Genomic DNA, 26316 nt, shown 5'->3' on the forward strand with positions numbered 1-26316 from the left:
AACATTTATTTATGAGGTTGTTACGGTTACGACCTCCTAAATACAATTTGGCCTAGTGAACGAAGATATAAAAAAGTGGAAGATGATAAGCAAGCGAGATATATGGTCATTAGTCGTATCGCTTAGCGAATTTTCTATTTTAAAAAAATTTGATGGATGAGTCACTTTGGTCAGCTTTTCGCTGAATGTGTTCCATCGGTTGGTATAAAAAGAGTTGCGGGTTCACGTGCGAGGATTTTCTGCAGGAAAATCAGACGTAGTAAACTTGCAACGACCTTCACTTAAGCTTAAAACTAAGCAATTATTTTTATACTGTGTTGTGCTTCCTTTATTTATTTTGTTCACGATTGATGAGTTCAGTAATTTCTTCTATATCAGTTAGTAGCTTTTCTAAATTGTAGACAGTTTCTCTTTCCGTGAAATTTTTATATAACATAGAAATTTCGATTGAGCCAATGATTTTAGGTAGATTATCCTTAATTCCAAGCTCTTCTTTTAAGAGAGGTTGATTTCTTATTCTATTTTGGAAGTCGGGTTGTGAACCTTTTATTCCTGCAATTTCCATTCTGTCAAAAAAGTATTTATTCCCGTCATTGTTAGTTTCAGTCGAGAATTCTTGATTTCGTTTAAAATCAGTTAGTTTTTTCCTTAATTCAGAAGGAATTAATTTGATTTCTCCTGTGTTTTCGAGTGAAGTAATCGTGCTATTTTGGAAACGGATTGTAGTTACAGAAAAATCCAGTTGATTTTGGTTATTCATAACATCATTCAAAGTCAAATTAGGGGTTTTATAACTTTTTAAATATTCTTTGTACAAAAGGATGTTCTCATCGTACTCCTTAATTAAAGATTCAATGTATTCTTTATCTGTTTTTAAATCTTCTAAAAGTTGTGTGTAATTGTTATCCCTGATTTCATTGGACTTTTTATTTTCATTCCAAGTATTGATTTGTAAGGCAATTAAAATTCCAATCACCACTAAAATTATCTCTCCAATCGCATATATAAGATACTTGCTGAACTTATTTTCAGAGAGTAGTTTTTGTCTAATTTTTTTAAAGAATTTTATCATTGGTTAGCGGTTTCTGGTAGTGAAGCACAACTCGTAATATCAAAATAAATACAACTAATATCCCAAGATATCCTTGGGATATAGTGTATATTATAAATTATTGTTTTGGGACCGGAAATCCACGATCACGCATTAGTGCTTCGATATTTGCATCGCGACCTCTAAACTTTCTGTAGGCTTCAGCTGGGTCCATGGCGTTTCGTGGTGCAAATAGGTATTTTACCAATTTCTCTGCAACATCTTTATCATAAAAACCACCTGGTGCTTCTCTAAAGGCTTCCGAAGCGTCACTGGTAAGTACATCTGCCCACATATAACCATAGTAAGCGGTGGCATAACCTTCACCAGAAAAAACATGTCCAAAATGTGGCGTTCTATGACGCATTGGTAGCTCGTCTGGCATGTTAAGCTCTTTTAAGGTTTCACGCTCAAACTTGTCGATATCGATATCAGTTGGGTCGGCTAAATGCAATTTCATATCCATTAGAGCTGAGGCCAAATATTCCGTAGTACCAAAGCCTTGGTTAAAGGTAGATGCCTTTTTAATCTTCTCAACGAGCTTTTGCGGAATAGGCTCACCTGTTTTATAATGCACCAAAAACTGATTGATAACTTCATCTGTAGACAACCAACGTTCTAATAATTGTGACTGAAACTCAGTATAATCACGAACACCACCATTTAAAGTTGGATACTTAACATCGGCAGAGAAGAAGTGCAGCGCATGCCCAAATTCATGAAAAAATGTTGTGGCATCGGCCCAAGACACCAAAACGGCTTCACCTGGTGCTGGTTTTACAAAATTGGAATTATTACTAGCTAAAACATTGGTTTCTCCTTCAAAAGAAGTGGCACTTCTATAGGTGGTTGCCCAAGCTCCAGAACGTTTGCCTTCTCTGGCAAAAGGGTCTAAATACCAAAGACCTATATGATCTCCAGAACTTTTATCAGTAACTTCCCAAATTTTGACATCTTCATGAAAAACAGGTACACTGCCTTCTTCAACAGGTGTGAACTCGTAATTAAACACTTCGCCAGCTGTAAAGAATAAAGCATCGGTTAGCTTATCTAACTGCAAATATTGCTTTACTTCTTCGCTGTCTAGATCGTATTTCTTTTGTCTTACTTTTTCTGCATAGTAGCGGTAATCCCAAGGTTCTATTGTTATATTTTCCCCATTGGCATCTGCTATGGCTTGCATATCGGCAACTTCTTCCTCTACGCGAGCAATGGCTGCTGGCCAAACAGCCATCATTAAATCCATGGCGTTTTCTGGAGTTTTTGCCATACGGTCTTGTAATCTCCATTCGGCATAATTGTCGTAACCCATCAAACCAACACGCTCTTTTCTGAGTTTTAATATGTCTGCAATCAGTTGATTATTATCATGTTCGTCTGCATTATCACCTCTGGAATAGTAGTTTTCCCAAACTTGTTTACGAAGTTCGCGCTCTGTGGAATAGGTTAAAAACGGATCCATGGAAGATCGTGTATTGGTAATAGCGTATTTTCCTTCTTCACCTTTATCGGTGGCTATTTTTGCTGCAGATTTTATAAATCCTTCCGACAGTCCACCCAATTGATCTTCGATTAAATAAGTGACATAATTTTCTTCGTCATGCAAAACATTGTTAGCAAATTTGGTGTATAATGAAGATAGTTCTTTGTTTATCTCTGCATAGCGCTCTTTCTTTTTGGCATCGAGGTTGGCACCGTTCATTTCAAAACTCTTATAAGTTAAATCTACGACTCGTTGTGCCTGAGGCTCTAATGGTTGCTCTTGCGAAGCCTCGTAAACTGCTTTGATACGCTGAAATAGTTTTTCATTTTGTGAAATCTTAGAACTAAATTCCGAAATTTTAGGAGCCATTTCGCTTTGCACATCTCTAAATTCTTGTGATGACACATTGCTGCCCATAATACCATAATATGTGAATACACGATTAAGTGGCTTCCCGGCACTCTCCATTGCTACAATAGTATTTTCAAAAGTTGGTGATTCAGGATTGTTGGCTATGGCTTCAATTTCTTCCAGATTGAGAGCCATGGCTTTTTCTAAAGCAGCTTTAACATCTGATACATTCATTTTGTCAAATGCAGGTAAACCTTCGTAGGGTCCTGACCATTCTTGGAGGAGTACATTATCGCTCATTAAATCGTTGTCTTTTTTAGTGTCTTCTTTACAGCTTGCAAATAATATGATGCTACCAAAAATGGCAGCTCTTAAGGCATTGGAATTCATTAGTATTGGATTTAATTTTAAAGTTAGTTTTAGCAAAACAAGATATGAATTTAGTATATTAAGATTCTTAATTATTCTATAATTTCAACCTTTTTAATATAAACGTTATTCAATGGCCATTCGCCATCATCAGTTTCTACAGCGGCGATTTTATCTACTGTGTCCATTCCGCTTATGACTTCACCAAAAACAGTATAATCGCCATCGAGATGGTAAGCCCCATCCTTTTTTTGAACGATAAAAAACTGATAGGGAGACGCTAGTTTGTAAGCGTTTTCAATTTCGCTACTTGGCATGGAAACTGCTCCACGTTTGTGGGTATAGCCACGCTTAGTATCTGGCGGAAGTAGATATCTACCGATTTTTTTTCGTCTTTGGTAAATATCCATGCCATCGCTACTACCACCTTGGATAACAAAATTTGGCACCACTCGGTAGAATTGAGTATAATCGAAATAGTCACGTTTAGTGAGGTAGATAAAATTGGCTCTGTGAAATTTAGTCTTGTCGTAAAGCAAAATGTCAATATTTCCAAAATCTGTAAATATCCTTACTTTGTTTTCTTTGTGTTCTTTTTCGTATTCCAAAAAGAATTCCATGGCATTATCGTCGGTTAGGACTGGAAATTTGGATACTGGCTTCTTTTTGGTTTTTTTTGCTTTCTTTTTTGAAGTTACCACAGTTTCGGTTGAATCTTTTACAATCGCCTTTTTATCTTTTGAAGTTTGTTTATCTTCACAGTTTATCAACATCAAACCTATACATATAGCTAATAGAAATCTCATAAATGAACTTTAATACGTTTTTAGAATCTGTTGTAAAAATAAAGCATCTTAAACTTTTTGGCGAAGCCTCACACGCAAAAATGTCACCGCCCTATCGCTTGGAACTGGCTCAAAAAATGAAAGAAAAATCAAAAGGGGCCAAAAAAGCTGCGGTTATGGCTTTGTTTTATCCCAATAAAAGGGGCAGAACAAGTTTGGTGCTTATCTTACGAAATACGTACAAAGGAGTACATTCTGCACAAGTAGGATTTCCTGGTGGTAAATATGAAGATGATGATGAAAATCTTATGGTTACTGCCATAAGGGAAACCGAAGAAGAGATAGGTATTTCCAAACAATTGTACGATGTGCTCATTCCTATGACACCGTTGTACATTCCACCTAGTAACTTTTTAGTACATCCTTTTATCGGAGTTTCAGAGGAATATTTAAAATTTAAAAAGCAAGATGCAGAAGTTAAGGCCATAATTGAGGTTGAGCTCTCTGATTTTTTAAATGAAACCAATAACATTACTACAAGAGTTAATACCTCTATGAACGTTAAGGTCGATGTACCTGCGTTTCAATTAAACAATTTTATAGTATGGGGAGCTACGGCAATGATGCTAAGTGAGTTAAAAGACTTGTTGAATGAGGTTATGTAACCTTGTCTTATTTATTACCTTTGTGGTTAAGCAAAATTGAAATTTTACTATGGGATTATTCAAAAAAAATCCTTTTGGACATATACTTTTTATCAAAAAATGGCTCATTAGAATTTTGGGTCTTTTAACGCACAGACGTTTTAGAGGGTTTAATAATCTTCAGATTGATGGTTCTCAAATTATTAAAAATTTACCTGATACTAATGTCCTGTTTATCTCTAACCACCAAACATATTTTGCAGATGTTATTGCCATGTTCCATGTTTTTAATGCAAGTTTAAGTAACCGTGAAGATTCTATTAAAAACGTTGGGTATTTATGGAATCCTAAATTGAACATTTATTACGTCGCCGCAAAAGAAACCATGAAAGCGGGATTGTTGCCTAAAATTTTAGCTTATGTTGGTTCAATCAGTATAGAAAGAACTTGGAGGGCTCAAGGCAAGGACATTAATCGTCAGGTGAAGATGAGTGATATCTCTAGCATAGGAAAAGCTTTAGATGATGGTTGGGTGATCACTTTCCCACAAGGAACAACTACACCTTTTAAACCTATTAGAAAAGGTACTGCGCATATCATAAAAAAATACAAACCTGTGGTAGTTCCAATAGTTATTGATGGTTTCAGACGATCGTTTGATAAAAAAGGATTACGTATTAAAAAGAAGAACATCTATCAGTCCTTTGAGATTAAAGAACCTTTGGCAATTGATTACGACAATGAATCAATCGCAGATATCGTTGAAAAAATTGAATTTGCCATCGAACAACATCCGTCTTTCTTGAAAGTGATTCCTCAAGAAGAACTCGAAGAAAAAGAGCGCTTAAATAAAGAATTGAGAGATTGGTAAAGCCTATTGATTGGGTTTTGTTCTTAATTCAACATTGATAACATTCCACAAAGCGGAGAAGATTTTTCCTTTCCAAGTTTCAAATCAAATAAGGTATTTATAGCTTTACCGCTATTTTGGCACTATGGTTAAAAAATTCTCTATACTTCGAGCCTTTTTAATTCCTTGTAATTTCTATTTAATCGTTTTAGCAGAACACCATATATAAGTCTGTAGAACAACAATAATAGCACGAAAAACACTACCATCATAACCACAATAATTCCCGCCATAACTACCATTTGTTTAGGATTAAAAGCAGCTACTTGGTCATGAAATTCAATATTTTCGTTAAATTCAAAATACAAAGAGAGTGGTATTGAAACAAAGACCATAGCAAGATTATAAATGACGTAGTATTTGATGACCTTCCTTGTTTTTAATATACTTTCCATCAACTTCTTTGTATTATCCGTAGTAGAAATGGATCTGTAAGATTTAAAAAGCAAATAAATAAAAGCAAATATCACAACAAACCCTATTACGGTTAAGGTAATAAATAATGGATTTTCATAGCTTTTTTCCATCCGATCTCTCATATCGTCCGATAGGAAGTAGGGCAGTGCACTAATAATAATCCAAAGGAAAAGTTCTGCAATGCTGATGTAAAAAAGCGTTTTTACAATGGAAGAGGACTTTTTATGCAACATCGGAGCAATTTCCGAATCTGTATACTCTCTATAGCTTGATTTATCGCTATTCCAGTCTTTTTTTAATATATCTAATTCATCCATAATCTTACGGATTTAAAATGGTTCTTAACTTCTTTTTCACTCGGTTCATTTTCACTCTAGCATTAACTTCACTTATACCTAAGGTTCCGCTGATTTCGCGGTAGTCCTTATCTTCTAGATATAGAAAAACGAGTGCTTTTTCAATATCGTTCAACTGTTGTACAGCCTGATATAATAAATTCAACTGTTGATCTTCGGTATCGTCATATTCATCAGCCTTTATCTTAAACTGAACATTTTCAAATTCAGTCGTCTTTATACTTCGTTTTCGTTTTCTGTACAACGTTATTGCAGTATTTAGCCCAACACGGTACATCCAAGTACTAAACTTAGAATCTCCTCTAAACTTAGGGTAAGCACGCCATAACTGTATTGTTATTTCCTGAAACAAATCGTTATGCGCATCTTGGTTATTGGTATATAGTCTACATACCTTGTGTACAATGTTTTGATGCTTCTGCAACTGTTCTACAAAACTATGTTCTAGTTCTTTGTTCAATTGATGAAATTGGTTAGTTATCTATTTGTAGTATTAATGTTTAAAACGTTACAATGCTATGAAACAAATGTTGAAAAATAAAGTTTTTAGCAGCTTTAATCTTATCTTTGGGAGCGTCAATTCTAGACGATTTACTTATGAATATTCCTGATTCAAGTTTTCCAAGAGTTATTATTATTGGTGGTGGTTTTGCTGGTGTGAGACTAGCCAAAACACTGGGTAATAAAGATGCACAAGTCGTTTTGTTAGACAAGCATAACTATCACACCTTTCAGCCATTGTTGTACCAAGTATCGAGTTCTGGTTTAGAGCCAGATTCTATTGCTTACCCATTACGAAAAATCCTCAAAAAGCATAAAAATTCATTCTTTCGTTTGGCTGAAGTAAAACAGATCAATGCCGAAAAAAATGAAGTGGAAACAAGCATAGGCAAATTAAACTACGATTACCTTGTTATTGCAACAGGTACCAAAACCAACTTTTTTGGTAATACTGAAGTTAAAGCCAACAGCATGCCCATGAAAAATGTGCCACAGGCTTTGAATATTCGTAGTTTAATACTTCAAAACTTTGAAAAAGCCGCCATTGCCGATACCAAAGAGGAGCAACAGGCCTATCTCAATTTTGTAATAGTCGGTGCAGGACCAACAGGCGTAGAGCTTTCGGGTGCAATTGCAGAATTAAAAAACCATATTCTACCGAGTGAATACCATGATTTGGACAGTAACGATATGAAAATCCATTTATTGGAAGGTGCGGATCGTGTCCTGCCACCAATGAGTGAACACGCTTCAAAAAAGGCAGAGGAATTTCTTAAAGACCTAGGCGTACAAGTGCATTGCAATACTTTAGTAGAGCATTACGACGGAAAAACTGTGACTACAAATTCCGATTTAGAATTGCAATCCGAAACCCTAATTTGGGCTGCAGGTGTAACTGGTGCTCCAATAGAAGGTTTAAAAGCTGAAGCATTATTAGAAAAAGTGAATCGATATAAAGTCAACAAATTTAACCAAGTTGAAGGTTACGACAACATTTTCGCCATTGGTGATATTGCATTGATGGAAACAGAAAACTACCCAAAAGGCCATCCGCAAGTAGCTCAACCTGCTATACAGCAAGGAAAATTATTGGGTAAAAACCTTTTGAAATTGGTTAACAATCAACTCATGGAACCTTTTAAATATAACGATAAAGGTTCTATGGCAACCATAGGAAGAAATAAGGCTGTTGTGGATCTGAAACACTATAAATTCAGTGGTGCTTTTGCTTGGTTTGTTTGGATGTTTGTACATCTCATGTCACTTGTTGGTTTTAGGAACCGTGTAGTTACATTTTTCAATTGGACGTACAATTATATTAATTTCGATAAGGCAGCACGATTGATTATTAGGCCTTTTAAAAAGTAGTTTTTTGATTGCCTTTGTCATTCCTGCGAAAGCAGAAATCTAAAATTTAAGGTAGTTAGTGGATTCCTGTCTTCTCAGGAATGACAATACTGATTATATCTTTAATTGTTAATTTTCAATATCCCTAAAACAATCAAAAACTGAGCAATGGAATAAGTTACCATAATGGAAACATCAGAAAAGGGTAGTGGCTGGTAGAATTTATTTAACGCTAAAATACTATCAGAAATCATGAAAAAAATTGCGCCTATAAAGACCAATCCATAACTCAAAACGTTCACTTTTCCTTTTCGTATATAAGCTGAAGTTGACATCCCTAAAATCACCAACATATAAATCACTACAGGAATAAGCATTTCTCCCAAACCATCTTTTAGAAAGTAAAACAGACTTGATGCATATACCAGCAATATCAAAATAAAACCAAACGGTTTTGAGTTGGGATTACGATGTTTCAAAAAAACCATCACATACATCACATGCGCAATTAAAAAAGCTATTAAACCGAAAGTGAAAAAATGCTGGGAATTATCAACTAACATAAGCAAAATATCACCCAGAAGTGAAAACACCAAAGCCAATACTGTTAATCGTTCTATAGGTTTTGGTAATTCACCTGAAGTTTTAACAAATAATGCTATAAGACTAGCAACTATGGCTGGTTTCGCAATATAGTGAGCATATGTTAGGGTTTCTGTACTTCCTGTGATTAGCTCAAACAACACAATAATAAAAAATATAATGGAAAACTGTTTCTCGGTTTGGGTGAGCATTGTTGGTGGATTTTCTTAGTGTGATTTTCAAATATATTCAATTCGTCAATGATATTTTACAGTTCGGTAACATAGAATTTAGATCCTCAGATTTTCAATAGAAGTTTGTACTATCAATTTTTGCTGAATTTATTTCAGTATCTAAAACGAACATTTAATCATCAATCAAAATCATGAAAAATATATTCATTATCCTTCTCTTATTTTTAATCAATATAAGTTATTCGCAAACAATTATTTCAGGAAAAGCAGTCGACACTAAAAATCAACCTATCATGGGTGTGAACGTCTATCTAGAAGGAACCTATGACGGCGCGACTACAGACGAAGATGGAAATTTTACCTTTAAGACCCAAGAAGCTGGGACGCAAACTTTAGTGTTATCTATGTTATCATTTGAGACCAAAACCATTGTTGAAGATGTTTCAAAAATGAAGGACTTAAATATTAAATTGAGAGAAAATGTTGAAGCTTTAGACGCTGTGGTAATCAGTGCAGGTACATTTGAAGCCAGCGATAACAGTAAAGTTTCGGTATTAAAACCCTTGGATGTGGTGACTACCGCAAGTGCTTTGGGCGATTTTGTTGGCGCATTACAGACACTACCTGGAACTTCTAATGTTTCAGAAGATGGTCGTTTGTTTGTACGTGGAGGTAATGCAGACGAAACCCAAATTTTTATTGATGGTATACGGGTATTTACACCTTTTACGCCAACGACAAATAACATTCCAACACGTGGTCGCTATTCGCCTTTTTTGTTTGATGGTATAACGTTTTCTACAGGTGGTTATTCGTCGGAATATGGACAAGCGCTTTCAAGTGTACTTCTGTTAAATTCTATCGATGAGCCAGACCAAGAAAAAACTGATATCGGTATCATGACCGTAGGTGCCAATCTTGGAAATACACAAAAATGGGAAAAATCTTCTTTGAGTTTTAGTGCTTCGTACATTAATCTAGCACCATATTTAGAAGTGTTTGAAGATAGAAACAATTGGGAAACGCCATATCAAGGTGCTCAAGGCGAAATGATTTATAGACAAAAAATGAACAGTGGTATGTTGAAGTTTTATGCTGCATTCGACACTTCAAAATTTAAATTGACTCAGGATGATATCAATTTTGAAGATGGTTTGGATTTTAAATTGAATAATAATAACTTCTACTTAAACACATCATACAAAGGTGCCCTGGGAAATAGCTGGAGTATCGCAACGGGTCTGAGCTACACTTATGCAGAGACAAAAATAGGTATTCAGACAAGTGATATAGTTGATAGAGAAAATTCTGTACATACCAAGTTGAAATTAAAAAAACGTTTCAATAGCAGATTCAAATTAAGTTTTGGTGCTGAACAATTTTTAACGGACTTCAATGAAAATTTTGAAGATCAAGAAATCGATGCCTCATATGGTTTTAATAATAATATCACTGCAGCATTTACAGAGGCCGATCTTATTTTTTCAAAAAAATTAGCTTTAAAAATCGGTTTGAGAGCAGATTACAGTTCCATTTTTAATGATTTAGATGTAGCACCGAGAGCAGCAATTGCTTATAAAGCATCAGAAAACGGACAATTTTCTTTGGCTTATGGTAAGTTTTATCAAAACCCAAACAGTAGCATTTTAAAATTTGAAAAAAACCTCAAAGCACGGAAAACGTCGCATTATATTCTTAATTACCAATATGTTAATAATGGTAAGATTTTTAGAGCTGAAGCCTATAGAAAAACATATGATAATCTCATTAAATTCGACTCAGATTTTGAAGCATTTGACAGTAATTTTACATCTTCAGGTAATGGTTATGCTCAAGGTATAGATGTTTTTTGGAGAGATAATACGGGAGTAAAAAATCTTGATTATTGGGTCAGTTATTCGTATTTAGACACTGAGCGAGACCATAGAAATTTTGAAACTGCTGCACAACCTAACTTTGCTACAAACCACAACCTATCTATTGTTGGGAAATATTGGGTTGAGGATTGGAAAAGTCAAATAGGTTTAGCTTATGGATTTTCTTCGGGCAGGCCTTATGATAACCCAAATGAAATTGACTTTCTGGCTGAGCGCACCAAATCCTTTAATAGTTTGAGTGTTAATTGGGCTTATCTTTTGGATGAACAAAAAATACTATATTTCTCTGTTAATAACGTTTTAGGTATTAAGAATGTTAATGGGTACCAGTACAGTAATTCACCAGATTTGAACGGTAATTTTAGCAGAAGAGCTCTAAGACCTGCGGCAGACCAATTCTTTTTTGTGGGTTTATTCTGGACTATTAGCGAAGACGGAACGGATAATCAGCTAGATAACTTGTAGATTAAGTATCTCTCATTAAATATTAGTTCTTTACCAATCGCTTTTCATAATTGTATACCAATTGAGTTGTGTGTTGTCATGGACAAACGTACCAGAATACTTCATTCCGATTTTATTTAAAATAGTATTTGAAGCAATGTGGTCTAGTTCTGCGGCGGCACCAATTTCTTTTAATTTTAAATCGTTAAACCCAAAATTAATGGAAGCTAAAGCTGCTTCAGTTGCGTAGCCTTTACCCCAAAATTGTTCTTTTAATCTGTAACCAACGTCGTAATAATTAAATTCTTTACGCAGATTTCGCTCATATTTTAAACCAGACCATCCGATAAATTCATTGGTTGTTTTATTGATCATGGCCAACCGACCAATGCCAAATTCTTTATACTGTTGTAATATATCATCAATCATTTTTTGTGATTCCTCTATAGTTTTAACAGGCTTTTTACCAAGGTAAATATGAACTTCGGGATTGGAATCCAATTCAAAAAAGTCTTTGGCATCATTTTTTTTAATTGGTCTAAGGATTAAGCGTTTGGTTTCTATAGTAATATTCATTTCCATTTTATATTGCATCCCATACTTGGTTTTTGGTTTTTATCAATTGGTTGGTCCTCCACTAAAGCATCCATAGCTGCTCTGAGGTCTTTACCAGTGACAGGAATTCCGTTGCTAGGCCTTGAATCGTCTAGTTGTCCGGTATAAACAAGTTCTAAATTTTCATTAAATAAAAAGAAATCAGGTGTGCAAGCCGCATCGTAAGAATTGGCAACTTCCTGGGTCTGATCGTATAGGTAAGGAAAAATAAAGTCATTTTCAACGGCATTTTCAGCCATTTTTTCAGGACTATCTTGAGGATATTTTTCCACATCATTGCTCGATATAGCAATGCATTTAATTCCTTTAGCAATATAATCTTTTGCCAATTGCGACAATTCTGAATTTACATGCTTTACAAAAGGGCAGTGGTTGCATATAAACATGATTAAGGTGCCCTTGAGACCTTTGAGGTGGTCCAACGACTTTTTATTATTGTCTTTTGTGTCTAATAATTCAAATTCCGGTGCTTTTGTACCCAGAGGTAACATATTTGAGGGTGTGAGTGCCATAATTTTTAGTATTTTAGTTCAACATTATAAAGTTACACACTTCTGCGAAAACTAATATGGATAATATCATAACATTTGAAGATTTTACAAAGGTCGATTTAAGAATAGGTACCATCATCCAAGTCAAGGATTTTCCGAACGCCAAAAAACCAGCCTATCAGCTTACAATAGATTTTGGTGATTTAGGTACTAAAAAATCTTCAGCCCAAATTACTACACTATATTCCAAAGACGATTTGTTAAATCGGCAAATCGTAGCAGTAGTGAATTTTCCAAAAAAGCAAATTGCCGATTTTATGAGTGAATGCTTGGTCGTCGGTGCTGTTAAGGAAAAAGATGTCTTTTTACTGCACCCTGAAACTAAGGTTAAGAATGGCAGTGTTGTGAGTTAAATATAGACTCATCGATGCTTATCAAAATAAATGATTTACTACTTTTTTTAAATTTTTATCTCTTTTTGTGATTTTTTAAAATCTCTTGCGAATAATATAGTAAACACACAAGACAAAACAACTTGAGCAAGAAGGCGAAATTTATTGAAATCATCGAAAGATACAGAGGTATTTTATATAAAGTGATCACAATATATTGTACTGATGATGATGACAAAAAAGATTTAGAGCAGGAAATTTTAATTCAGATCTGGAAATCTCTAGATAAGTACAACGATACATATGCCATGACCACTTGGTTGTATCGTATTTCAATGAATGTTGCCATTTCGCATTATCGTAAGACGTTTAAAACAAAAAACAGGACAGTGAGTCTAGATGCTGGATTGTTTAAGTTTACACCAGCACCTGAGACTAGTGAAAGGAGCTATGAGCAAAACGTATTGCACAAATTGTTATCTGCACTTAATGAGTTCGATAAGGCCTTGATGTTTCTATATCTAGAAGATAAAGATTACGAAGTCATTGCAGATGTCCTTGGGATTACAAAAACCAATGTAGCTACAAAAATTAGTCGAATTAAGAACCGGTGGAAGCAAGAGCTGACATCATTAAAACATTAGAAATTATGGATATCGATGATATAAAAAACATTTGGAAACAAGATATGAACGTTCTTGAACATCGTGTTAGAGTGAATGAAGAAAAAATTAAAACATTAGAACTTAATAAAGCCACAACCACTTTCGATAAATTCTTAAAAATCTCACTTGCAGGAAAGAACATGGCATTAGTTTATGCTTTAATATCATTCTTTATTATTTATAAAGTTTGGGATTCACCGTTTTTTGTGATTATAGTAAGTTTGGGAGCTGCAGCAATGATCTTTTCCTTTTTACAGCACAGTCCATTGAAAAAATTAGATTTAGGGAAATTAGGTATAGTGGCATTGCAAGAGGAAATCTATAAATTTAGAATGCACACTGCAAAAACAGCCATATACGATATGACAATTGTCGGTTTATGGATGGCCACTGTTGGTGTAGGTGTATTTCAAATATTCTCTGGTGGAGAAGTTGCAATGAACTTAGCCAAAGTCAGTGCCATAGGATTTGTTGTGTGTGCTTGGTTTGCCGTTGCATATTTTGGTGCTAGACATATTTATAAAGACATTGACGTTAAGCTTAAAGAGACCGAAGATGGTTTGGAGCAACTGAGAGCTTATAAGAGTGATATTTAAATTCTTAATATTTAAAAAGCCCAATAGTTGACTATTGGGCTTAATTTTTTCAATATTAGATAAACTTTTTAATACTCATCCCGAAAGAAAATAGCATTCATCAACAACTTATTGGTACCATACCAAAAGGCTCTAAAATTGGTGTTGTCGGTAAACGCCACAACATTACCACGACCAACACGGCCAATTTTTAACGGCACTGTATTACTAATACTATCCAGATTTTCTTCTGAAATATAACCACTCAACAATGGATTCTCTGTGTATTGTATTGGGTTATTATAACTATTTTTATCTGCAGGAATAAACAATGTAGTATTTCTGAACATTGCCAATTTATCATTTTTATAGCCAAAATTTATAGGATGCGAACGGTCCAATTCAGCTTCAAAAATAGCTCCACCAATTACTTGCGCACCTCTAAAATCGCCGCGTTCTTCAAATGTGATGTTTTTCGCGTCTAGATTACTTTTCTTGAAATCTATGTTCATTAATTTTTTAGAATCTAGCCAACGTAATGCGTTTCTATAAGCGACTAATGTGCCACCGTCTTCGAGCCATGATTTTAGTTTTTTAGTGTTGTTTTCATTTAAACCAGAATAAGAATTTACCATAATAATGGTGTTATAACGGTTTAAATCTGCACGACTAAAATCGTCTGTGTCTAACTTAGTGACTGTGATGTCGTAGCGTGTATCCAATAAGTGCCAGATTTCACCAGCATCATAAGACGTCATACCATCGCCTACTAATAACGCTATTTTTGGTAATTCAAGACTGCCAAAATTATTACTACCTAAATCGATACCCTCAGTTAACCCTGTAGAAACAGCATCAATAGTAATATGGCTTTCCTTGGCAGTTTCATCTAAAAATGAATAAACTTCGGACGAACTCATATCCTGATTCTGAGCAGGTACCATAATCGTTCCGTAACCGTACTTTTTACCATTTGCCGTAAATTGTTTTGAACTCACTTTGGCTCTCAAGCCTTCTTTTAAAATAGCATATAAAAGTTTTGGTGAGTAATATTCGTTCCATTCAAACAAATATGCATAGTCACTTTTTGATGCTACACCACCTGTTTTTGGCTGTAAATCTGTGACCACACTCCCAGCATTAGATGTTGTTGTTTCCGTATAATCAAGATTAAACGCTAATGGGAAAGACCAAGCCGAAATATCATAAAACAAGCTATCTTGAAACGTGGTACGTTTCTCAAACATCGCATCAATCAACCTTGTGTTTTTTTGATTTTTAGGCACAATATAGCTGTATCCTTTTTTGAAAGATATGCCATTCGCTGAAAAATCAGATTCCACTTCGTGGAACTTAATTTTGTGTCTATTCAATATTTCAGCCAGATGATATGTTTTAGCCGCATCTTTTTCATCTCCAAAGACAATCGCTTTATTACCGAATTTTGAACCTTCATTTCTTGCATTGTTATAAAATGTATTCTGATACTGAAGAATTTCTTCGCGCATGCCATTAGCAGCTTCTAATGTTGATAACGCTGCTGTAAATTGATTTCTTATGGTAAATGGAAACGTTAAAATACCATTGTCACTTTCTTGAATGTGTCCACGAGAACTGGCTTGTTCAAACAAAATTCCGATACCACCATTAATATCAGGAAAGGTTGAACCTTTGCCATAATAGAAATCATCAAAACTTTCTTCAGAATAATATAGCGAGCCAATCTTATCCAATGCTTTTGCATGATATTTAGCGATACCTCTGGTCAAATCTTGATTCATTTGCGGAGTTAACGGATGCGTTCTTGAAGGAATTCCCGGTTGAAAGAAAAAACTTGAATTGGTACCCATTTCATGGTGGTCGGTTAAAATATTAGGCATCCATTCGTGAAATGTTTTTATACGTGCTCGTGATTCTGGAAGTTGCACAGGCAACCAATCTCTATTCATATCAAACCAATAATGGTTGGTACGTCCACCTGGCCAAACCTCACTATATTCTCTATCATTTGGATCTGGATTAAGGTTAATACTTTTATTGGTGTTAGCCCAATACGCAAATCGTTGCAAACCGTCTGGATTAAAAGATGGGTCAAAAAGAATGACCGTATTCTTCATCATTTCATCAATTTTAGACCCTTGTGCTGCAGCCAAATAATAAGCAACTGCCAAAGCAGCGTTAGAACCACTTGGCTCATTTCCGTGTATTGAAAACCCTTGATAAACTACGATAGGTCTATTTTCTACATTGGCAGATTTACTCTCAGTGGCCTCAATGTGTGCTTTTTGTATGGCATCTAAATTCTGATGGTTTTGAGGCGAGGTGATGGTCAATAATAATAATGGTCGACCTTCAAATGTTTTTCCTCTATCGTCAATTGTAATTCTATCAGAGGCTTTCGCAAGAGCGGTCATATATTGTACGAGTTTATCGTGAGTGATATGCCATTCGCCAACCTCATGACCAATGATGCTTTTTGGTGTTGGTATACTCGAATCATACTGTACGTCCTGAGGTAAATAATAGGACAGATCGGTATTGGATTGTGCAAATAGACCAGTAATTGATAAAAGGAATACAAATAAAATACGTTGCATAAAAATTGGATTAGTTTGTTGTAAAATCTTTGAAATTTTTTGACTTAATCATCTTAATGAAGGCGACTAGTTTCTTAATTGCTTAAAAATAAAAAACCCTGACGATATTGTCAGGGTTTTGGTATAATTTAACAGATGTACAACTTAAATATCATCAAAACTGATATCGGTAAAACTATCCGTCGATTTTGTGTCTTGTGGAGTTTTAGCTTCTTGTGCTACGAAATCATCATCTTCTCTCTTAAAATCTTTCTGATGACGTTCGCTAATAACTTCGGTACCTTTTTCGTCAATGATATAATCCGTCATTTCACCAAGGATTTCTCTAAATTCAATAAAATCCTCTTTATAAAGGTATATTTTATGCTTTTTGTAATGAAACGATCCATCATCATTAGTAAACTTTTTACTTTCTGTAATAGTTAAGTAATAATCGCCCGCTTTAGTTGCTCTTACATCAAAAAAATAAGTGCGTCTTCCCGCACGTAATACTTTAGAGTAGATTTCTTCTTTGTCCATCATTCCGTAGTCACTCATAATTCAATCTTTGATTTTATATTATTTCGAAATCAAAAATCTAAAAAAAAAGTATAGCAACCAACAAATTATAACATTTCTTTTTCTGAGAGTTGCTTTGTGTAAAGTTCTTTATAATATCCATCGATATCAATGAGACTTTGGTGAGTTCCGGTCTGGATCACTTTACCATCGTCCAGAACAATTATCTTATCTGCATTTTTAGCCGAGGACACACGGTGGCTCACTATAATAGTAGTTTTATCTTTGGTGAGTTTTACAAGATTTTTAAGGATTTTCTCTTCGGTTTCAGTATCTACAGCAGAAAGACAATCGTCAAAAAGAAGTATGTCTGGTTTTTTAACAATTGCTCTAGCAATGGACACACGTTGCTTTTGGCCACCAGATAATGTAATGCCACGTTCACCTAAAACGGTATCGTATCCTTTATTGAAACCAATGATATTTTTATGAACTCTTGCGTTTTTTGCGGCTTCTATTACTTCATCATCCGTAGCATCTTCTTTTCCGAATTTTATATTATTTCTTATCGTATCAGAAAATAAAAAAGCATCCTGAGGTACATAACCAATACTTTGTCTCAAATTGTAAAGATTGAGATTTGAAATCACAGTATCATCAACTAAAATAGACCCATTGTCAATGTCGTAAAGCCTTCCAATTAAATCGAGAATAGTCGATTTACCAGATCCAGTCTTTCCTAAAATAGCTAAAGTTTCGCCAGAATTGATTTTAAAACTCACGTCTTTTAGAGCCTTAATATTAGTGTCTGGGTATATAAAAGAAACATTTTTGAATTCGATATCACCTTTTATGGGTGTCAACTGCTGAACCTTGTTTTGGATCTCTGGTTCTTGACCTAAAAACTCATTAATGCGCTGTTGTGATGCTTCTGCCTGTTGTACGAGCGAAGTCACCCAACCCACTGTAGCGACTGGCCAGGTAAGCATATTTACGTAAATGATAAACTCTGCAATGGTACCAATATTTTCAATTTCACCATTCATATATTGCATGCCACCAATATAAATTACAATGAGATTACTCAAGCCTATAAGCAAGATCATCAAAGGAAAAAATAAGGCTTGTACTTTTGTTAGATTAATCTGCTTTTGTCTGTTTTCAGAAGATAGATTATCAAATTCCGTATTGGTTCTGGGCTCAATGCCATAAGATTTAATTACCGAAACTCCACTGAATGTCTCTTGCGTATAAGTTGATAATGTTGAAAGAGATTGCTGTACAATAGTACTGCGCTTATTAATCATTTTACTTAATTTATAAATGGAAAATGATAAAATAGGCAAGGGGAGTAGTGTATATAGGGTGAGTGTTGGCGCAGTATTAATCATATATATAAAAGCCACAACAAACAAGGTAATGGTATTCATGGTGTACATAATGGCTGGACCAACATACATACGTACTTTACCTACGTCTTCACTGATTCTATTCATTAAATCACCCGTTCTGTTCGATTTGTAAAAATTTAAAGAGAGAATTTGGTAATGCTGATAGATTTCATTTTTAAGGTCGTATTCAATATAGCGCGACACGTTGATAATTGTTTGTCGCATTAAAAACGTGAAAATCCCAGCAACAATTGCTGCACCGATTAAGTAAAGAACATTGACCAATAAATCAGCTTTAAAAGCTTCTGCACCAATCTTACCATTAAAATGATCAGAAATAATATTAATTGAGTCACCAACTAATCTTGGTGTAAACAGCGTAAATATTTTAGCTATTATAGTGATAAGAATACCTACAATTAAACGGTATCTGTATTTAAAAAAATATTTATTGAGGTGTTTTAGTGCTTTCATATTGCATTTGGTCGGACAAAAGTATTACCATAATCTTATTTTGTAGTTAATATTTTGCTAATCCTCTAATTATAATTTATTTTTGCTCGCCGTTTTTAAGGAATCCTCAAACGGTCTAAAATCTTATTAAACATGACTTCAAGTATTATATCACCCAAAGAGCTATCTCATGTAGATCCCGTCTTTGGACAGGAATCTTTTGATGACCACGAGCAAATTGTTTTTTGCAACGACAAAGATACTGGTTTAAAAGCTATAATTGGTATTCACAATACAGTTTTGGGACCAGCTTTAGGAGGTACCAGAATGTGGAACTATTCTAATGAATGGGAAGCATTAAATGATGTGTTGCGATTATCTCGCGGAATGACATTTAAATCTGCCATTACAGGATTGAATCTCGGCGGAGGTAAAGCCGTAATTATCGGTGACGCTAAAACACAAAAAACGCCAGAGTTAATGCGTCGTTTTGGAGAATTTGTTCATTCATTGAGCGGACGATACATTACAGCAGAAGATGTTGGTATGGCCACAGAAGACATGGATACGGTTAGAGAGGTAACTCCATATGTTACTGGTATATCAGAAAGTAAAGGTGGTGCGGGAAATCCATCTCCAATTACTGCTTATGGTGTTTTTATGGGTATGAAGGCAGCAGCTAAATTCCAATATGGATCTGATATCTTAGAAGATAAAAATGTTTTTGTTCAAGGTATAGGTAATGTTGGCGAAGCATTAGTGGAACATTTAGTTAATGAGGGTGCCAAAGTTACCATCGCAGATTTAAGCCAAGATCGTTTGGAAGAAGTGCGCAGTAAGTATGGAGCTACTATATATGGAGGCGATGATATTTACAGTGCAAATATGGATATTTATGCTCCGTGTGCGCTTGGTGCGACTATAAATGATGATACCATTTATAAACTTCAAGCAAAAATTATTGCTGGAGCTGCCAACAACCAATTGGCGAATGAGAAAAAACACGGTCAAATTTTACAGGAAAGAGGTATTGTATATGCACCAGATTTTTTGATTAATGCTGGTGGAATTATTAATGTTTATGCGGAACTGGAGAACTACGATAAGCAGGAAATAATGCGTAAAACAGAGAACATTTACAATACCACGCTCGAAATTCTCGATAATGCCAAGGTGAACAATCTAACCACGCATAATGCCGCACTTAATATTGCAAGAGAGCGTATTGAAACGAGAAAGAGAGAAAACTCAAAATAGTTTTTTTCAGAATTAAATAATAGTATTTTTGCACGGTGGGTTTTTTGCCCACCTTTTTTTAATCAAAAAACAAAAGTAAGTTCTTAGACATGCTCAATAGAAGACACATCAGAATAAAAGTTATGCAATCGCTATATGCTTTTAAAGGAACTGAGAGTGATGATATCACAAAGAACGAAAAATTTTTGCTTCACAGTTTAGATAGTATTTACGATTTATATCTATCCATACTTGCATTGCTTACCGAACTGCAAAAAAAGAGCAAAGACCACAATCAAAAATTACAGAAAAAGTTAACAGGGTCTGCCGCAGACAGAAATCCAAGCACCAAGTTTCAGGATAATCAATTGTTGGAGCTTATTAGCAGCAATAAGATGCTGCAAGAAATTATCAAAAAGCGTAAACTTAATTTTTGGGAGCTTGATTTTGAATACATCGATATTTTATTTAAAGAGATATTGAAAAGCGAGATTTACGAGGAGTATATTAATGATACTGAGAATTCTTTTCAAAAGGAAAAACAGTTTGTTTTGGATATTTATTCTGAAATTATAGCACCTAACGATAAACTTTATGATTATTTTGAAGATAAGAGACTTACTTGGGTCGATGATCTTCCAGTTGTAAATACAGCTATTTTAAAGGTCTTGAGAAAGCAAAAACTGATTTCTCCAGAAACTGCCTTGCTACCAGAATTGTACAAGGATGATGACGATAAGGAATTTGCTAAAGACTTGCTCAAAAAAACTTTGCTTAATAGCAGTACTTTTATAGGAGAAATTTCAAGTAAGACCACAAATTGGGATTCTGAGCGCTTGGCCAGTATTGACGGTGTATTACTTCAGATGGCTATTTGCGAATTCCAGAAGTTCAATTCTATACCCTACAAAGTTACTATTAATGAGTATCTGGAAGTCGCTAAGGAATATTCTACGCCTAAAAGCAGTTTCTTTATAAATGGTATTTTAGATAAAATTGTGAAAGACTACCAAGCCGAAAAGAAACATCAAAAAACAGGAAGAGGGTTGCTGTAAGTGTTAACAACAAACTAAAAGTTTTAATTGGATGAAATTATTATTACCTTTGACGGCTGAATTAAAAATGTATTTAAGTTAATTAAAAAATAATAGCAATGAAAAAAGTAATTTTAGGACTTAGTGCTTTATGTATGGTAGCCTTTACTTCTTGTAAAGAAAATGCTGCTGACAAAGTAAAATCTGAAAATGTAGCCGTCGCTGCCGAAAGAGATGCCAATGCTGGTGATTTTCCAGTAATTTCTTTTGATAAAGTTGAACACGATTTTGGAACGATTGAAAATGGAACACCTGTAGAAACTACTTTTAAGTACACAAATACTGGTAATTCTATGTTGGTTGTAAGTAACATTAAAAGTACTTGTGGATGTACAGTACCATCTAACTGGACAAAAGAGGTGAAGCCAGGCGATACGGGTGAATTTGTTGTAAAATTCAACGGTAAAGGAAACGGAAATAAAGTTTCTAAATCGGTAACTTTGACTACCAATACTGAAAAAGGAAGTGAAGTGGTAAAAATTACTGCTTTTGTGGAAAAAGATCCAAACGCTAAAGCAGCACCTGCTACAGCATCTATGAATCAAGCCGCACCTAATACAACTGGTACAGTGATGAAAACTTCAACACAACCAGGGCACGAAGGACATAACCATAACTAATTAAAATAATTTAATGGAAGGATTAGGATCTTTTTTGCCATTTATTGCCATTTTCGCCGTGATGTATTTCTTTATGATAGCACCACAGATGAAAAAAGCAAAACAAGAAAAAAAATTTGCGAGCGAACTTAAGCGTGGCGATCGTGTCATTACCAAAAGCGGAATGCATGGTAAGGTTGTGGATTTAAACGATAAAGATAATAGCTGTGTAATTGAAACATTAGCTGGAAAAATTAAATTTGATCGTTCTGCAATTTCAATGGAAATGAGTAAAAAATTAAATGCACCAGCTGTTGTAAAGAAATAGTAGGTTGTAATACAGAATAAATTAAAAAGGCTTCCGATTTGGAAGCCTTTTTTTATGCTCTAAATCGAAACGTAGGGTAAATTGGTTTTTAAGTGTCTTAATAATAGAAACCCTAAATTGAGATTAATTAAAAAACAATTATTATGAAAACGTGTTATACCATCATTTTTGTCGTAATGCTTAGTATAGTTTCTATCGGAACCTCACAAGAGCAATCGAAAAACCAAAAGGAAGACAAAGAAAAAACAGATTTAGATAGAGCTTCTTATTATGAAAAAAGGGGAAAAGAAGATGCAAAATTTGAGCAACATTACGATTCCGAAAAATCAGAAGGAGAAGAGGAGTTTTGGAGAGAACAAAAGGACTATGAGAAATCTTTAAAAAAACGAGATAGAAAGGCTTACAAAGCTTATAAAAAAGGTAAAGAGGATGCTTATAGAGAACATTATGAGCATTGCGATTCACATTGCCACCATAGTGACCATTACTATCAATATGCATCTCATTACCATCGTGGTTATTACAATTATTATTACTATGAGCGACGAGCTCCAAGAAACCAAATAAGGGTGCATACTGGCACTCCAAGAGTTAGAATAAGTTTTCTTTAGGTTGGTTAGTTAATTTGAGTTGATTGATGAAAAAGTCTCCCAATAAGGAGGCTTTTTCTTTTGATCAAATATCAGTTGCACTAGCAGTTTTTATATTTGTCATTAAGACCGACACCATTTAAGATCATGGGTGTGATTTTTTCTAATCGAGACTGTTTGGTGGTCTCTCTTTTTGCGGTCTCAATATATTCGCAATATTCACGTTGTTTACCAGCTGTTAACGTATTAAAACTTTCCTGTAAATTTTTATTTGCTTTCAAAATTGAATTAAGTTCAGGTGGAACATCTACCTTTTTGGACGCTCTTTTTGGTTTAATTTCCTTGCCTGCTTTTTGATTGGCAATAGCCTCATTTATATAGCTTAGAACTACAGCATCATTAATGTCATCTAAGCTTTCAAAACGCATTTGCCTTAAAGCCTTTGTCTTATTTTCTTGTGCATTGATGAGCAAGCTATCATCATCTTTCAAAAATACACCTTGATGAAACCATAAGCAAAAATGTTGTTTAAATGCACCAATGCCCAAGACGTTTTTTCCATTGATACAATAGGTTGGCATACTCCATTTAATAGTTTCTTCCAATTCTGTTTTCAATAAGATGTTTCGGAGTCTTTTTAAAGCTTCAGCCCAATGGTCGTTAGACTCTATGTACTCCTCAACGGTATGGTTTTTTTTCATATTTTAATATGTCTTATATCGGTTAATTTATTGTTCATTATAGCCAGTTAACCACTCTGTTAATTATTTATTGTAGTTCTTTTTTTTGACCTGACGTTTTTCACCGACTTATCAAATAATTGTCGATAAATTTAGCCAAATGCCATACTAGCAACGTGTTTATTTTTTGCCGTAACTTGTATTAGGAATCCTAGGAATATTTGTCTTTTCTCAAATAATCAAATGCACCTTTTCTGAGTTGTATGCCATATTCTAAATATGCTTTCATACAAGCCAGAAAATTTGCCCATCCTCCAGAATTTTCTAATGCCCATTTTAAATTATCTTCAGTAAGCACTTTGCCTGTTTCATTCACTCGTACTAGAGTAGTATTGTCAGGTAAACTTTTTAAAGTGATTAAAACAACAGTTTCTGGATCCCATACAAAGGAAATAGACTTATTGTTTTCAACTTTAACTTCTGTTATAGGGAATTTTTCTTCAAATTCAGGAAATTTCCATATCAGTTCTTTTCCTGTTTCAAGCCAACCGCTACTTTCAGAAATAAAATACTTGGTCATAATATCTGGATTTACAATCCCTTCAAAAACTTTTTCAATAGGTTTTTGAATTTGTATAGCCGCGTTGGATTCAAGTTTCATAATAATCTTATTTGTCTTTATGTGTGGTTTGATCCAAATTGGCGCTAAATATTTCTAACCGAAGTTTGGCTTTCTGAACTAAGATACAAAAAGCGTAAGATAATGAAGTAACATGTTTTAACTCTACTCCGTAAGCGAGGTTATCCCAATTCCTTTATATCAGATTTATTTTCTATTTAAGATTGGTAATTCTGCGACTTAAAATCCTAAAATCTGATGGAAGACTCTATCAAAATGATGACATTTTTTCAATTCAGCGATATAGAGTTGTAAAGTGGTTATTAAAAAATATCATAATCACTTATCACTAAACTTATTAATCATCTAAAAAACAAACACAATGGACGAGCAAAAAATTTCCTTATTAATTAGACACATCGGTGGTTCTAAGAAAGGACAGGTAGAAAAATTTTCAGTTGATGACATTTCGGAAATCAAGATTGGCCGCGGACTGGATAACAATGTAAGTTATGACCCAGTTAAAGAAGATACCATAAGTCGAGATCATTGCAGAATTATTCAGGATAACACCAACCCAGAACATTTCTTCATCTCTGACAGTCATAGTAAAAACGGAACATTTGTTAATGATCAACGGACAACAGGTAAAACTGAACTATTTGCTGGTGACATCGTAAAACTAGGTAAAGAAGGACCATCTTTTGAGTTTGATCTTGACCCTCGACCACAATCGCATATAAAAAAGACACGAGTGATCGACCCAATTTTAGCAAAGGAAACGAAGATGCATACAGCTACGAGTTCGCAAAAGGCAACTTCGGTGAAAACACCACCTGTAAAAGAAGGTATAGGTAAGAACACGATGCAACATATGATAAACCAATCTGAAAAGAAAAGTAAAACCGGTTTAATTGTCACGATAATTGCACTATTACTAATAGTTTCAACAGCAGGTTACTTATTAGCTAAAAATGGTGGGACAACCATAATTCAAGTTAATGAAGAAAAGGATACTTTTTCTCCAACAGAAATAGCAAAAACAAATAAAGACCAAGTCGTCTACATTGAAATGGCCTGGAAACTAACTAATACAGCATCGAGTGAAGAAATGTATCATGTCTATTATCCTATTTTTAGTGGTGACAATATTACTGGATATAGAGGTGCTTATTATCAAAACAATCAAGGGGCAATCGTGCCGTTTCTGGCAACAAAGGGAGATTATCTCAAAGCACTAGGTAATGCACAAGGAATAGAACTTGACCTTATTGGAAGTGCAGGAAGCGGTAGTGGATTTGTTGTGGACGAACGTGGTTTTATTGCCACAAACAGACACGTTGCTTCAAACTGGCTTACAAGTTTTCAATTTCAGGATTATGCATTTCCAGGTGTTCTCGTAGAGACTAATCAAAACGGATTATATGAGCCATCTTGGGATAGACCAGTTACTAGTGATATGGTTGGCGCATGGGTGCCTGGCAATGATAGTAGATATATAGGTGTGAATACGTATCTTGATGTTACTTTTGCTAACAATTCACAAAGAACACCAGCTAAGATTGTACGTACCTCTTCTACGCATGATGTCGCTATGATAAAAATTGATCTACCTGAAACTTTACCAACAGTTAAACTTTTTGATAGTTATAATGAAATTCAACCAGGAGATGCTGCCATTGTTATGGGATATCCTGGCATCGCACCACAACAATTGGTATTAAAGCGTAGCCAAGATGTTTTTAATTCCAATTCAAATATTTCGTCCGTTCCTGTACCTACAATTAGCACCGGAAATGTTGGCCGAATGGTACGTGGCTCCGAAAAAAACGATAAAATTGATGGCTATAAATCTACTTTAGGAGACTATTACCAATTGACCATTAATTCTGCAGGTGGAGGTAATAGCGGAGGCCCCATGTTTGATGATAAAGGCCGTGTAGTCGGTGTGTACAGTGCCGGAAAATGGGCACCAGGTACTTCAATTAGTTTCGCAGTTCCTATTAAGTATGTCATGGAATTAATGGGCCGTCAGCAAGTTATAAGATAAAAATTTTTCAGCTAAATTTTTTTTAGATGATCTACTGTCAAGTATTCCACCAGTTATTATTTCAAGGCTGGTGGATGACAGTAGTGTAACCTT

General features: G+C 34.7%; 26 protein-coding genes. 13 read left to right on the forward strand and 13 right to left on the reverse strand.

The features are described from left to right. Positions 1-328: 328 nt before the first annotated feature. The 3 genes from HM983_RS07925 to HM983_RS07935 form a co-directional block, all read right to left on the reverse strand. A complete protein-coding gene (locus tag HM983_RS07925) occupies positions 329-1072 on the reverse strand; it encodes a DUF6090 family protein (RefSeq protein ID WP_179344880.1) in 744 nt (247 codons plus the stop codon). A gap of 97 nt (positions 1073-1169) precedes the next feature. Then, on the reverse strand, positions 1170-3314 hold the full coding sequence (locus tag HM983_RS07930) for a M3 family metallopeptidase (protein WP_179344881.1): 2145 nt from the start codon (positions 3312-3314) through the stop codon (positions 1170-1172). Between the two features lie 71 nt (positions 3315-3385). Continuing rightward, positions 3386-4099, reverse strand: coding sequence for a peptidylprolyl isomerase (locus HM983_RS07935; protein ID WP_179344882.1), 714 nt, complete (start codon positions 4097-4099; stop codon positions 3386-3388). Positions 4100-4101: 2 nt separating this feature from the next. Between HM983_RS07935 and HM983_RS07940 the strand changes: the two genes are divergently transcribed. Then, on the forward strand, positions 4102-4743 hold the full coding sequence (locus tag HM983_RS07940; RefSeq protein WP_179344883.1) for an NUDIX hydrolase: 642 nt from the start codon (positions 4102-4104) through the stop codon (positions 4741-4743). A gap of 49 nt (positions 4744-4792) precedes the next feature. Further along, entirely contained in the window at positions 4793-5593 is an 801-nt protein-coding gene (locus tag HM983_RS07945; protein WP_179344884.1) for a lysophospholipid acyltransferase family protein, read from the forward strand. A 140-nt stretch (positions 5594-5733) separates the two neighbouring features. Here the strand turns inward: HM983_RS07945 and HM983_RS07950 are convergent, their stop codons facing one another. Further along, positions 5734-6366 (reverse strand): hypothetical protein, encoded by a 633-nt coding sequence (locus HM983_RS07950; RefSeq protein ID WP_179344885.1) that lies wholly within the window; start codon positions 6364-6366, stop codon positions 5734-5736. 4 nt (positions 6367-6370) lie between these two features. After that, positions 6371-6865 (reverse strand): RNA polymerase sigma factor, encoded by a 495-nt coding sequence (locus tag HM983_RS07955; RefSeq protein WP_179344886.1) that lies wholly within the window; start codon positions 6863-6865, stop codon positions 6371-6373. A gap of 137 nt (positions 6866-7002) precedes the next feature. Between HM983_RS07955 and HM983_RS07960 the strand changes: the two genes are divergently transcribed. Then, positions 7003-8274: an NAD(P)/FAD-dependent oxidoreductase gene (locus HM983_RS07960; protein WP_179344887.1), complete on the forward strand. Its 1272-nt coding sequence runs from the start codon at positions 7003-7005 to the stop codon at positions 8272-8274. 101 nt (positions 8275-8375) lie between these two features. Here HM983_RS07960 and HM983_RS07965 read toward each other — a convergent pair whose 3' ends face one another. Beyond that, positions 8376-9047: a lysoplasmalogenase gene (locus HM983_RS07965; RefSeq protein WP_179344888.1), complete on the reverse strand. Its 672-nt coding sequence runs from the start codon at positions 9045-9047 to the stop codon at positions 8376-8378. A gap of 173 nt (positions 9048-9220) precedes the next feature. Between HM983_RS07965 and HM983_RS07970 the strand changes: the two genes are divergently transcribed. Next, the gene (locus tag HM983_RS07970; RefSeq protein ID WP_179344889.1) at positions 9221-11371 is read left to right on the forward strand and encodes a TonB-dependent receptor; all 2151 of its coding nucleotides are present in this window, start codon (positions 9221-9223) and stop codon (positions 11369-11371) included. 30 nt (positions 11372-11401) lie between these two features. Here HM983_RS07970 and HM983_RS07975 read toward each other — a convergent pair whose 3' ends face one another. Together HM983_RS07975 and HM983_RS07980 are read right to left on the reverse strand one after the other, a co-directional pair. After that, positions 11402-11926, reverse strand: coding sequence for a GNAT family N-acetyltransferase (locus HM983_RS07975; RefSeq protein ID WP_179344890.1), 525 nt, complete (start codon positions 11924-11926; stop codon positions 11402-11404). Then, positions 11923-12477, reverse strand: a complete 555-nt coding sequence (locus HM983_RS07980) for a thioredoxin family protein (protein ID WP_179344891.1) — start codon at positions 12475-12477, stop codon at positions 11923-11925. Before HM983_RS07980 ends, HM983_RS07975 begins: the two co-directional genes overlap by 4 nt. 56 nt (positions 12478-12533) lie before the next feature. Between HM983_RS07980 and HM983_RS07985 the strand changes: the two genes are divergently transcribed. From HM983_RS07985 to HM983_RS07995, 3 genes are all read left to right on the forward strand, one after another. Then, on the forward strand, positions 12534-12869 hold the full coding sequence (locus tag HM983_RS07985) for a tRNA-binding protein (RefSeq protein ID WP_179344892.1): 336 nt from the start codon (positions 12534-12536) through the stop codon (positions 12867-12869). 122 nt (positions 12870-12991) lie between these two features. Further along, a complete protein-coding gene (locus HM983_RS07990) occupies positions 12992-13492 on the forward strand; it encodes an RNA polymerase sigma factor (protein ID WP_179344893.1) in 501 nt (166 codons plus the stop codon). Beyond that, the gene (locus tag HM983_RS07995) at positions 13459-14109 is read left to right on the forward strand and encodes a hypothetical protein (RefSeq protein WP_179344894.1); all 651 of its coding nucleotides are present in this window, start codon (positions 13459-13461) and stop codon (positions 14107-14109) included. Before HM983_RS07990 ends, HM983_RS07995 begins: the two co-directional genes overlap by 34 nt. A gap of 68 nt (positions 14110-14177) precedes the next feature. Here HM983_RS07995 and HM983_RS08000 read toward each other — a convergent pair whose 3' ends face one another. The 3 genes from HM983_RS08000 to HM983_RS08010 form a co-directional block, all read right to left on the reverse strand. Continuing rightward, a complete protein-coding gene (locus HM983_RS08000) occupies positions 14178-16685 on the reverse strand; it encodes a M14 family zinc carboxypeptidase (RefSeq protein WP_179344895.1) in 2508 nt (835 codons plus the stop codon). A 144-nt stretch (positions 16686-16829) separates the two neighbouring features. Beyond that, entirely contained in the window at positions 16830-17222 is a 393-nt protein-coding gene (locus HM983_RS08005; RefSeq protein ID WP_179344896.1) for a PUR family DNA/RNA-binding protein, read from the reverse strand. 68 nt (positions 17223-17290) lie between these two features. Further along, entirely contained in the window at positions 17291-19048 is a 1758-nt protein-coding gene (locus tag HM983_RS08010; RefSeq protein ID WP_179344897.1) for an ABC transporter ATP-binding protein, read from the reverse strand. 132 nt (positions 19049-19180) lie between these two features. On the opposite strand from HM983_RS08010, the gene HM983_RS08015 reads away from it, so the two are divergent. The 5 genes from HM983_RS08015 to HM983_RS08035 all read left to right on the forward strand — a co-directional run bounded on the left by HM983_RS08015 (position 19181) and on the right by HM983_RS08035 (position 22895). After that, positions 19181-20284, forward strand: coding sequence for a Glu/Leu/Phe/Val family dehydrogenase (locus HM983_RS08015; protein ID WP_179344898.1), 1104 nt, complete (start codon positions 19181-19183; stop codon positions 20282-20284). An 89-nt stretch (positions 20285-20373) separates the two neighbouring features. Beyond that, positions 20374-21318 (forward strand): transcription antitermination factor NusB, encoded by a 945-nt coding sequence (nusB, locus tag HM983_RS08020; protein ID WP_179344899.1) that lies wholly within the window; start codon positions 20374-20376, stop codon positions 21316-21318. Between the two features lie 98 nt (positions 21319-21416). Then, positions 21417-21977: a DUF1573 domain-containing protein gene (locus HM983_RS08025; protein WP_179344900.1), complete on the forward strand. Its 561-nt coding sequence runs from the start codon at positions 21417-21419 to the stop codon at positions 21975-21977. A 13-nt stretch (positions 21978-21990) separates the two neighbouring features. Continuing rightward, entirely contained in the window at positions 21991-22284 is a 294-nt protein-coding gene (gene yajC, locus HM983_RS08030) for a preprotein translocase subunit YajC (protein WP_179344901.1), read from the forward strand. A 143-nt stretch (positions 22285-22427) separates the two neighbouring features. Next, positions 22428-22895 carry a hypothetical protein gene (locus HM983_RS08035; RefSeq protein ID WP_179344902.1) on the forward strand — a complete coding sequence of 156 codons (468 nt, stop codon included), beginning with the start codon at positions 22428-22430 and terminating at the stop codon, positions 22893-22895. A gap of 80 nt (positions 22896-22975) precedes the next feature. Here the strand turns inward: HM983_RS08035 and HM983_RS08040 are convergent, their stop codons facing one another. Next, a complete protein-coding gene (locus HM983_RS08040; RefSeq protein ID WP_179344903.1) occupies positions 22976-23575 on the reverse strand; it encodes a YdeI/OmpD-associated family protein in 600 nt (199 codons plus the stop codon). Between the two features lie 190 nt (positions 23576-23765). Next, on the reverse strand, positions 23766-24215 hold the full coding sequence (locus HM983_RS08045; protein ID WP_179344904.1) for an SRPBCC domain-containing protein: 450 nt from the start codon (positions 24213-24215) through the stop codon (positions 23766-23768). A 340-nt stretch (positions 24216-24555) separates the two neighbouring features. On the opposite strand from HM983_RS08045, the gene HM983_RS08050 reads away from it, so the two are divergent. After that, positions 24556-26223 carry a trypsin-like peptidase domain-containing protein gene (locus HM983_RS08050; RefSeq protein WP_179344905.1) on the forward strand — a complete coding sequence of 556 codons (1668 nt, stop codon included), beginning with the start codon at positions 24556-24558 and terminating at the stop codon, positions 26221-26223. The last annotated feature ends 93 nt before the right edge of the window (positions 26224-26316 follow it).

Source organism: Winogradskyella ursingii (assembly GCF_013403975.1).
In the GTDB taxonomy this organism is placed as follows: Bacteria; Bacteroidota; Bacteroidia; order Flavobacteriales; family Flavobacteriaceae; genus Winogradskyella; species Winogradskyella ursingii.

Excerpts from the sequence above, each read along its gene's own strand:
- HM983_RS07925 (WP_179344880.1), bottom strand. The coding sequence starts at position 1,072 with ATGATAAAATTCTTTAAAAAAATTAGACAAAAACTACTCTCTGAAAAT.
- HM983_RS07930 (WP_179344881.1), bottom strand. The coding sequence starts at position 3,314 with ATGAATTCCAATGCCTTAAGAGCTGCCATTTTTGGTAGCATCATATTA.
- HM983_RS07935 (WP_179344882.1), bottom strand. The coding sequence starts at position 4,099 with ATGAGATTTCTATTAGCTATATGTATAGGTTTGATGTTGATAAACTGT.
- HM983_RS07940 (WP_179344883.1), top strand. The coding sequence starts at position 4,102 with ATGAACTTTAATACGTTTTTAGAATCTGTTGTAAAAATAAAGCATCTT.
- HM983_RS07945 (WP_179344884.1), top strand. The coding sequence starts at position 4,793 with ATGGGATTATTCAAAAAAAATCCTTTTGGACATATACTTTTTATCAAA.
- HM983_RS07950 (WP_179344885.1), bottom strand. The coding sequence starts at position 6,366 with ATGGATGAATTAGATATATTAAAAAAAGACTGGAATAGCGATAAATCA.
- HM983_RS07960 (WP_179344887.1), top strand. The coding sequence starts at position 7,003 with ATGAATATTCCTGATTCAAGTTTTCCAAGAGTTATTATTATTGGTGGT.
- HM983_RS07965 (WP_179344888.1), bottom strand. The coding sequence starts at position 9,047 with ATGCTCACCCAAACCGAGAAACAGTTTTCCATTATATTTTTTATTATT.
- HM983_RS07970 (WP_179344889.1), top strand. The coding sequence starts at position 9,221 with ATGAAAAATATATTCATTATCCTTCTCTTATTTTTAATCAATATAAGT.
- HM983_RS07975 (WP_179344890.1), bottom strand. The coding sequence starts at position 11,926 with ATGAATATTACTATAGAAACCAAACGCTTAATCCTTAGACCAATTAAA.
- HM983_RS07980 (WP_179344891.1), bottom strand. The coding sequence starts at position 12,477 with ATGGCACTCACACCCTCAAATATGTTACCTCTGGGTACAAAAGCACCG.
- HM983_RS07985 (WP_179344892.1), top strand. The coding sequence starts at position 12,534 with ATGGATAATATCATAACATTTGAAGATTTTACAAAGGTCGATTTAAGA.
- HM983_RS08000 (WP_179344895.1), bottom strand. The coding sequence starts at position 16,685 with ATGCAACGTATTTTATTTGTATTCCTTTTATCAATTACTGGTCTATTT.
- HM983_RS08005 (WP_179344896.1), bottom strand. The coding sequence starts at position 17,222 with ATGAGTGACTACGGAATGATGGACAAAGAAGAAATCTACTCTAAAGTA.
- HM983_RS08010 (WP_179344897.1), bottom strand. The coding sequence starts at position 19,048 with ATGAAAGCACTAAAACACCTCAATAAATATTTTTTTAAATACAGATAC.
- HM983_RS08015 (WP_179344898.1), top strand. The coding sequence starts at position 19,181 with ATGACTTCAAGTATTATATCACCCAAAGAGCTATCTCATGTAGATCCC.
- nusB (WP_179344899.1), top strand. The coding sequence starts at position 20,374 with ATGCTCAATAGAAGACACATCAGAATAAAAGTTATGCAATCGCTATAT.
- HM983_RS08025 (WP_179344900.1), top strand. The coding sequence starts at position 21,417 with ATGAAAAAAGTAATTTTAGGACTTAGTGCTTTATGTATGGTAGCCTTT.
- yajC (WP_179344901.1), top strand. The coding sequence starts at position 21,991 with ATGGAAGGATTAGGATCTTTTTTGCCATTTATTGCCATTTTCGCCGTG.
- HM983_RS08035 (WP_179344902.1), top strand. The coding sequence starts at position 22,428 with ATGAAAACGTGTTATACCATCATTTTTGTCGTAATGCTTAGTATAGTT.
- HM983_RS08040 (WP_179344903.1), bottom strand. The coding sequence starts at position 23,575 with ATGAAAAAAAACCATACCGTTGAGGAGTACATAGAGTCTAACGACCAT.
- HM983_RS08045 (WP_179344904.1), bottom strand. The coding sequence starts at position 24,215 with ATGAAACTTGAATCCAACGCGGCTATACAAATTCAAAAACCTATTGAA.
- HM983_RS08050 (WP_179344905.1), top strand. The coding sequence starts at position 24,556 with ATGGACGAGCAAAAAATTTCCTTATTAATTAGACACATCGGTGGTTCT.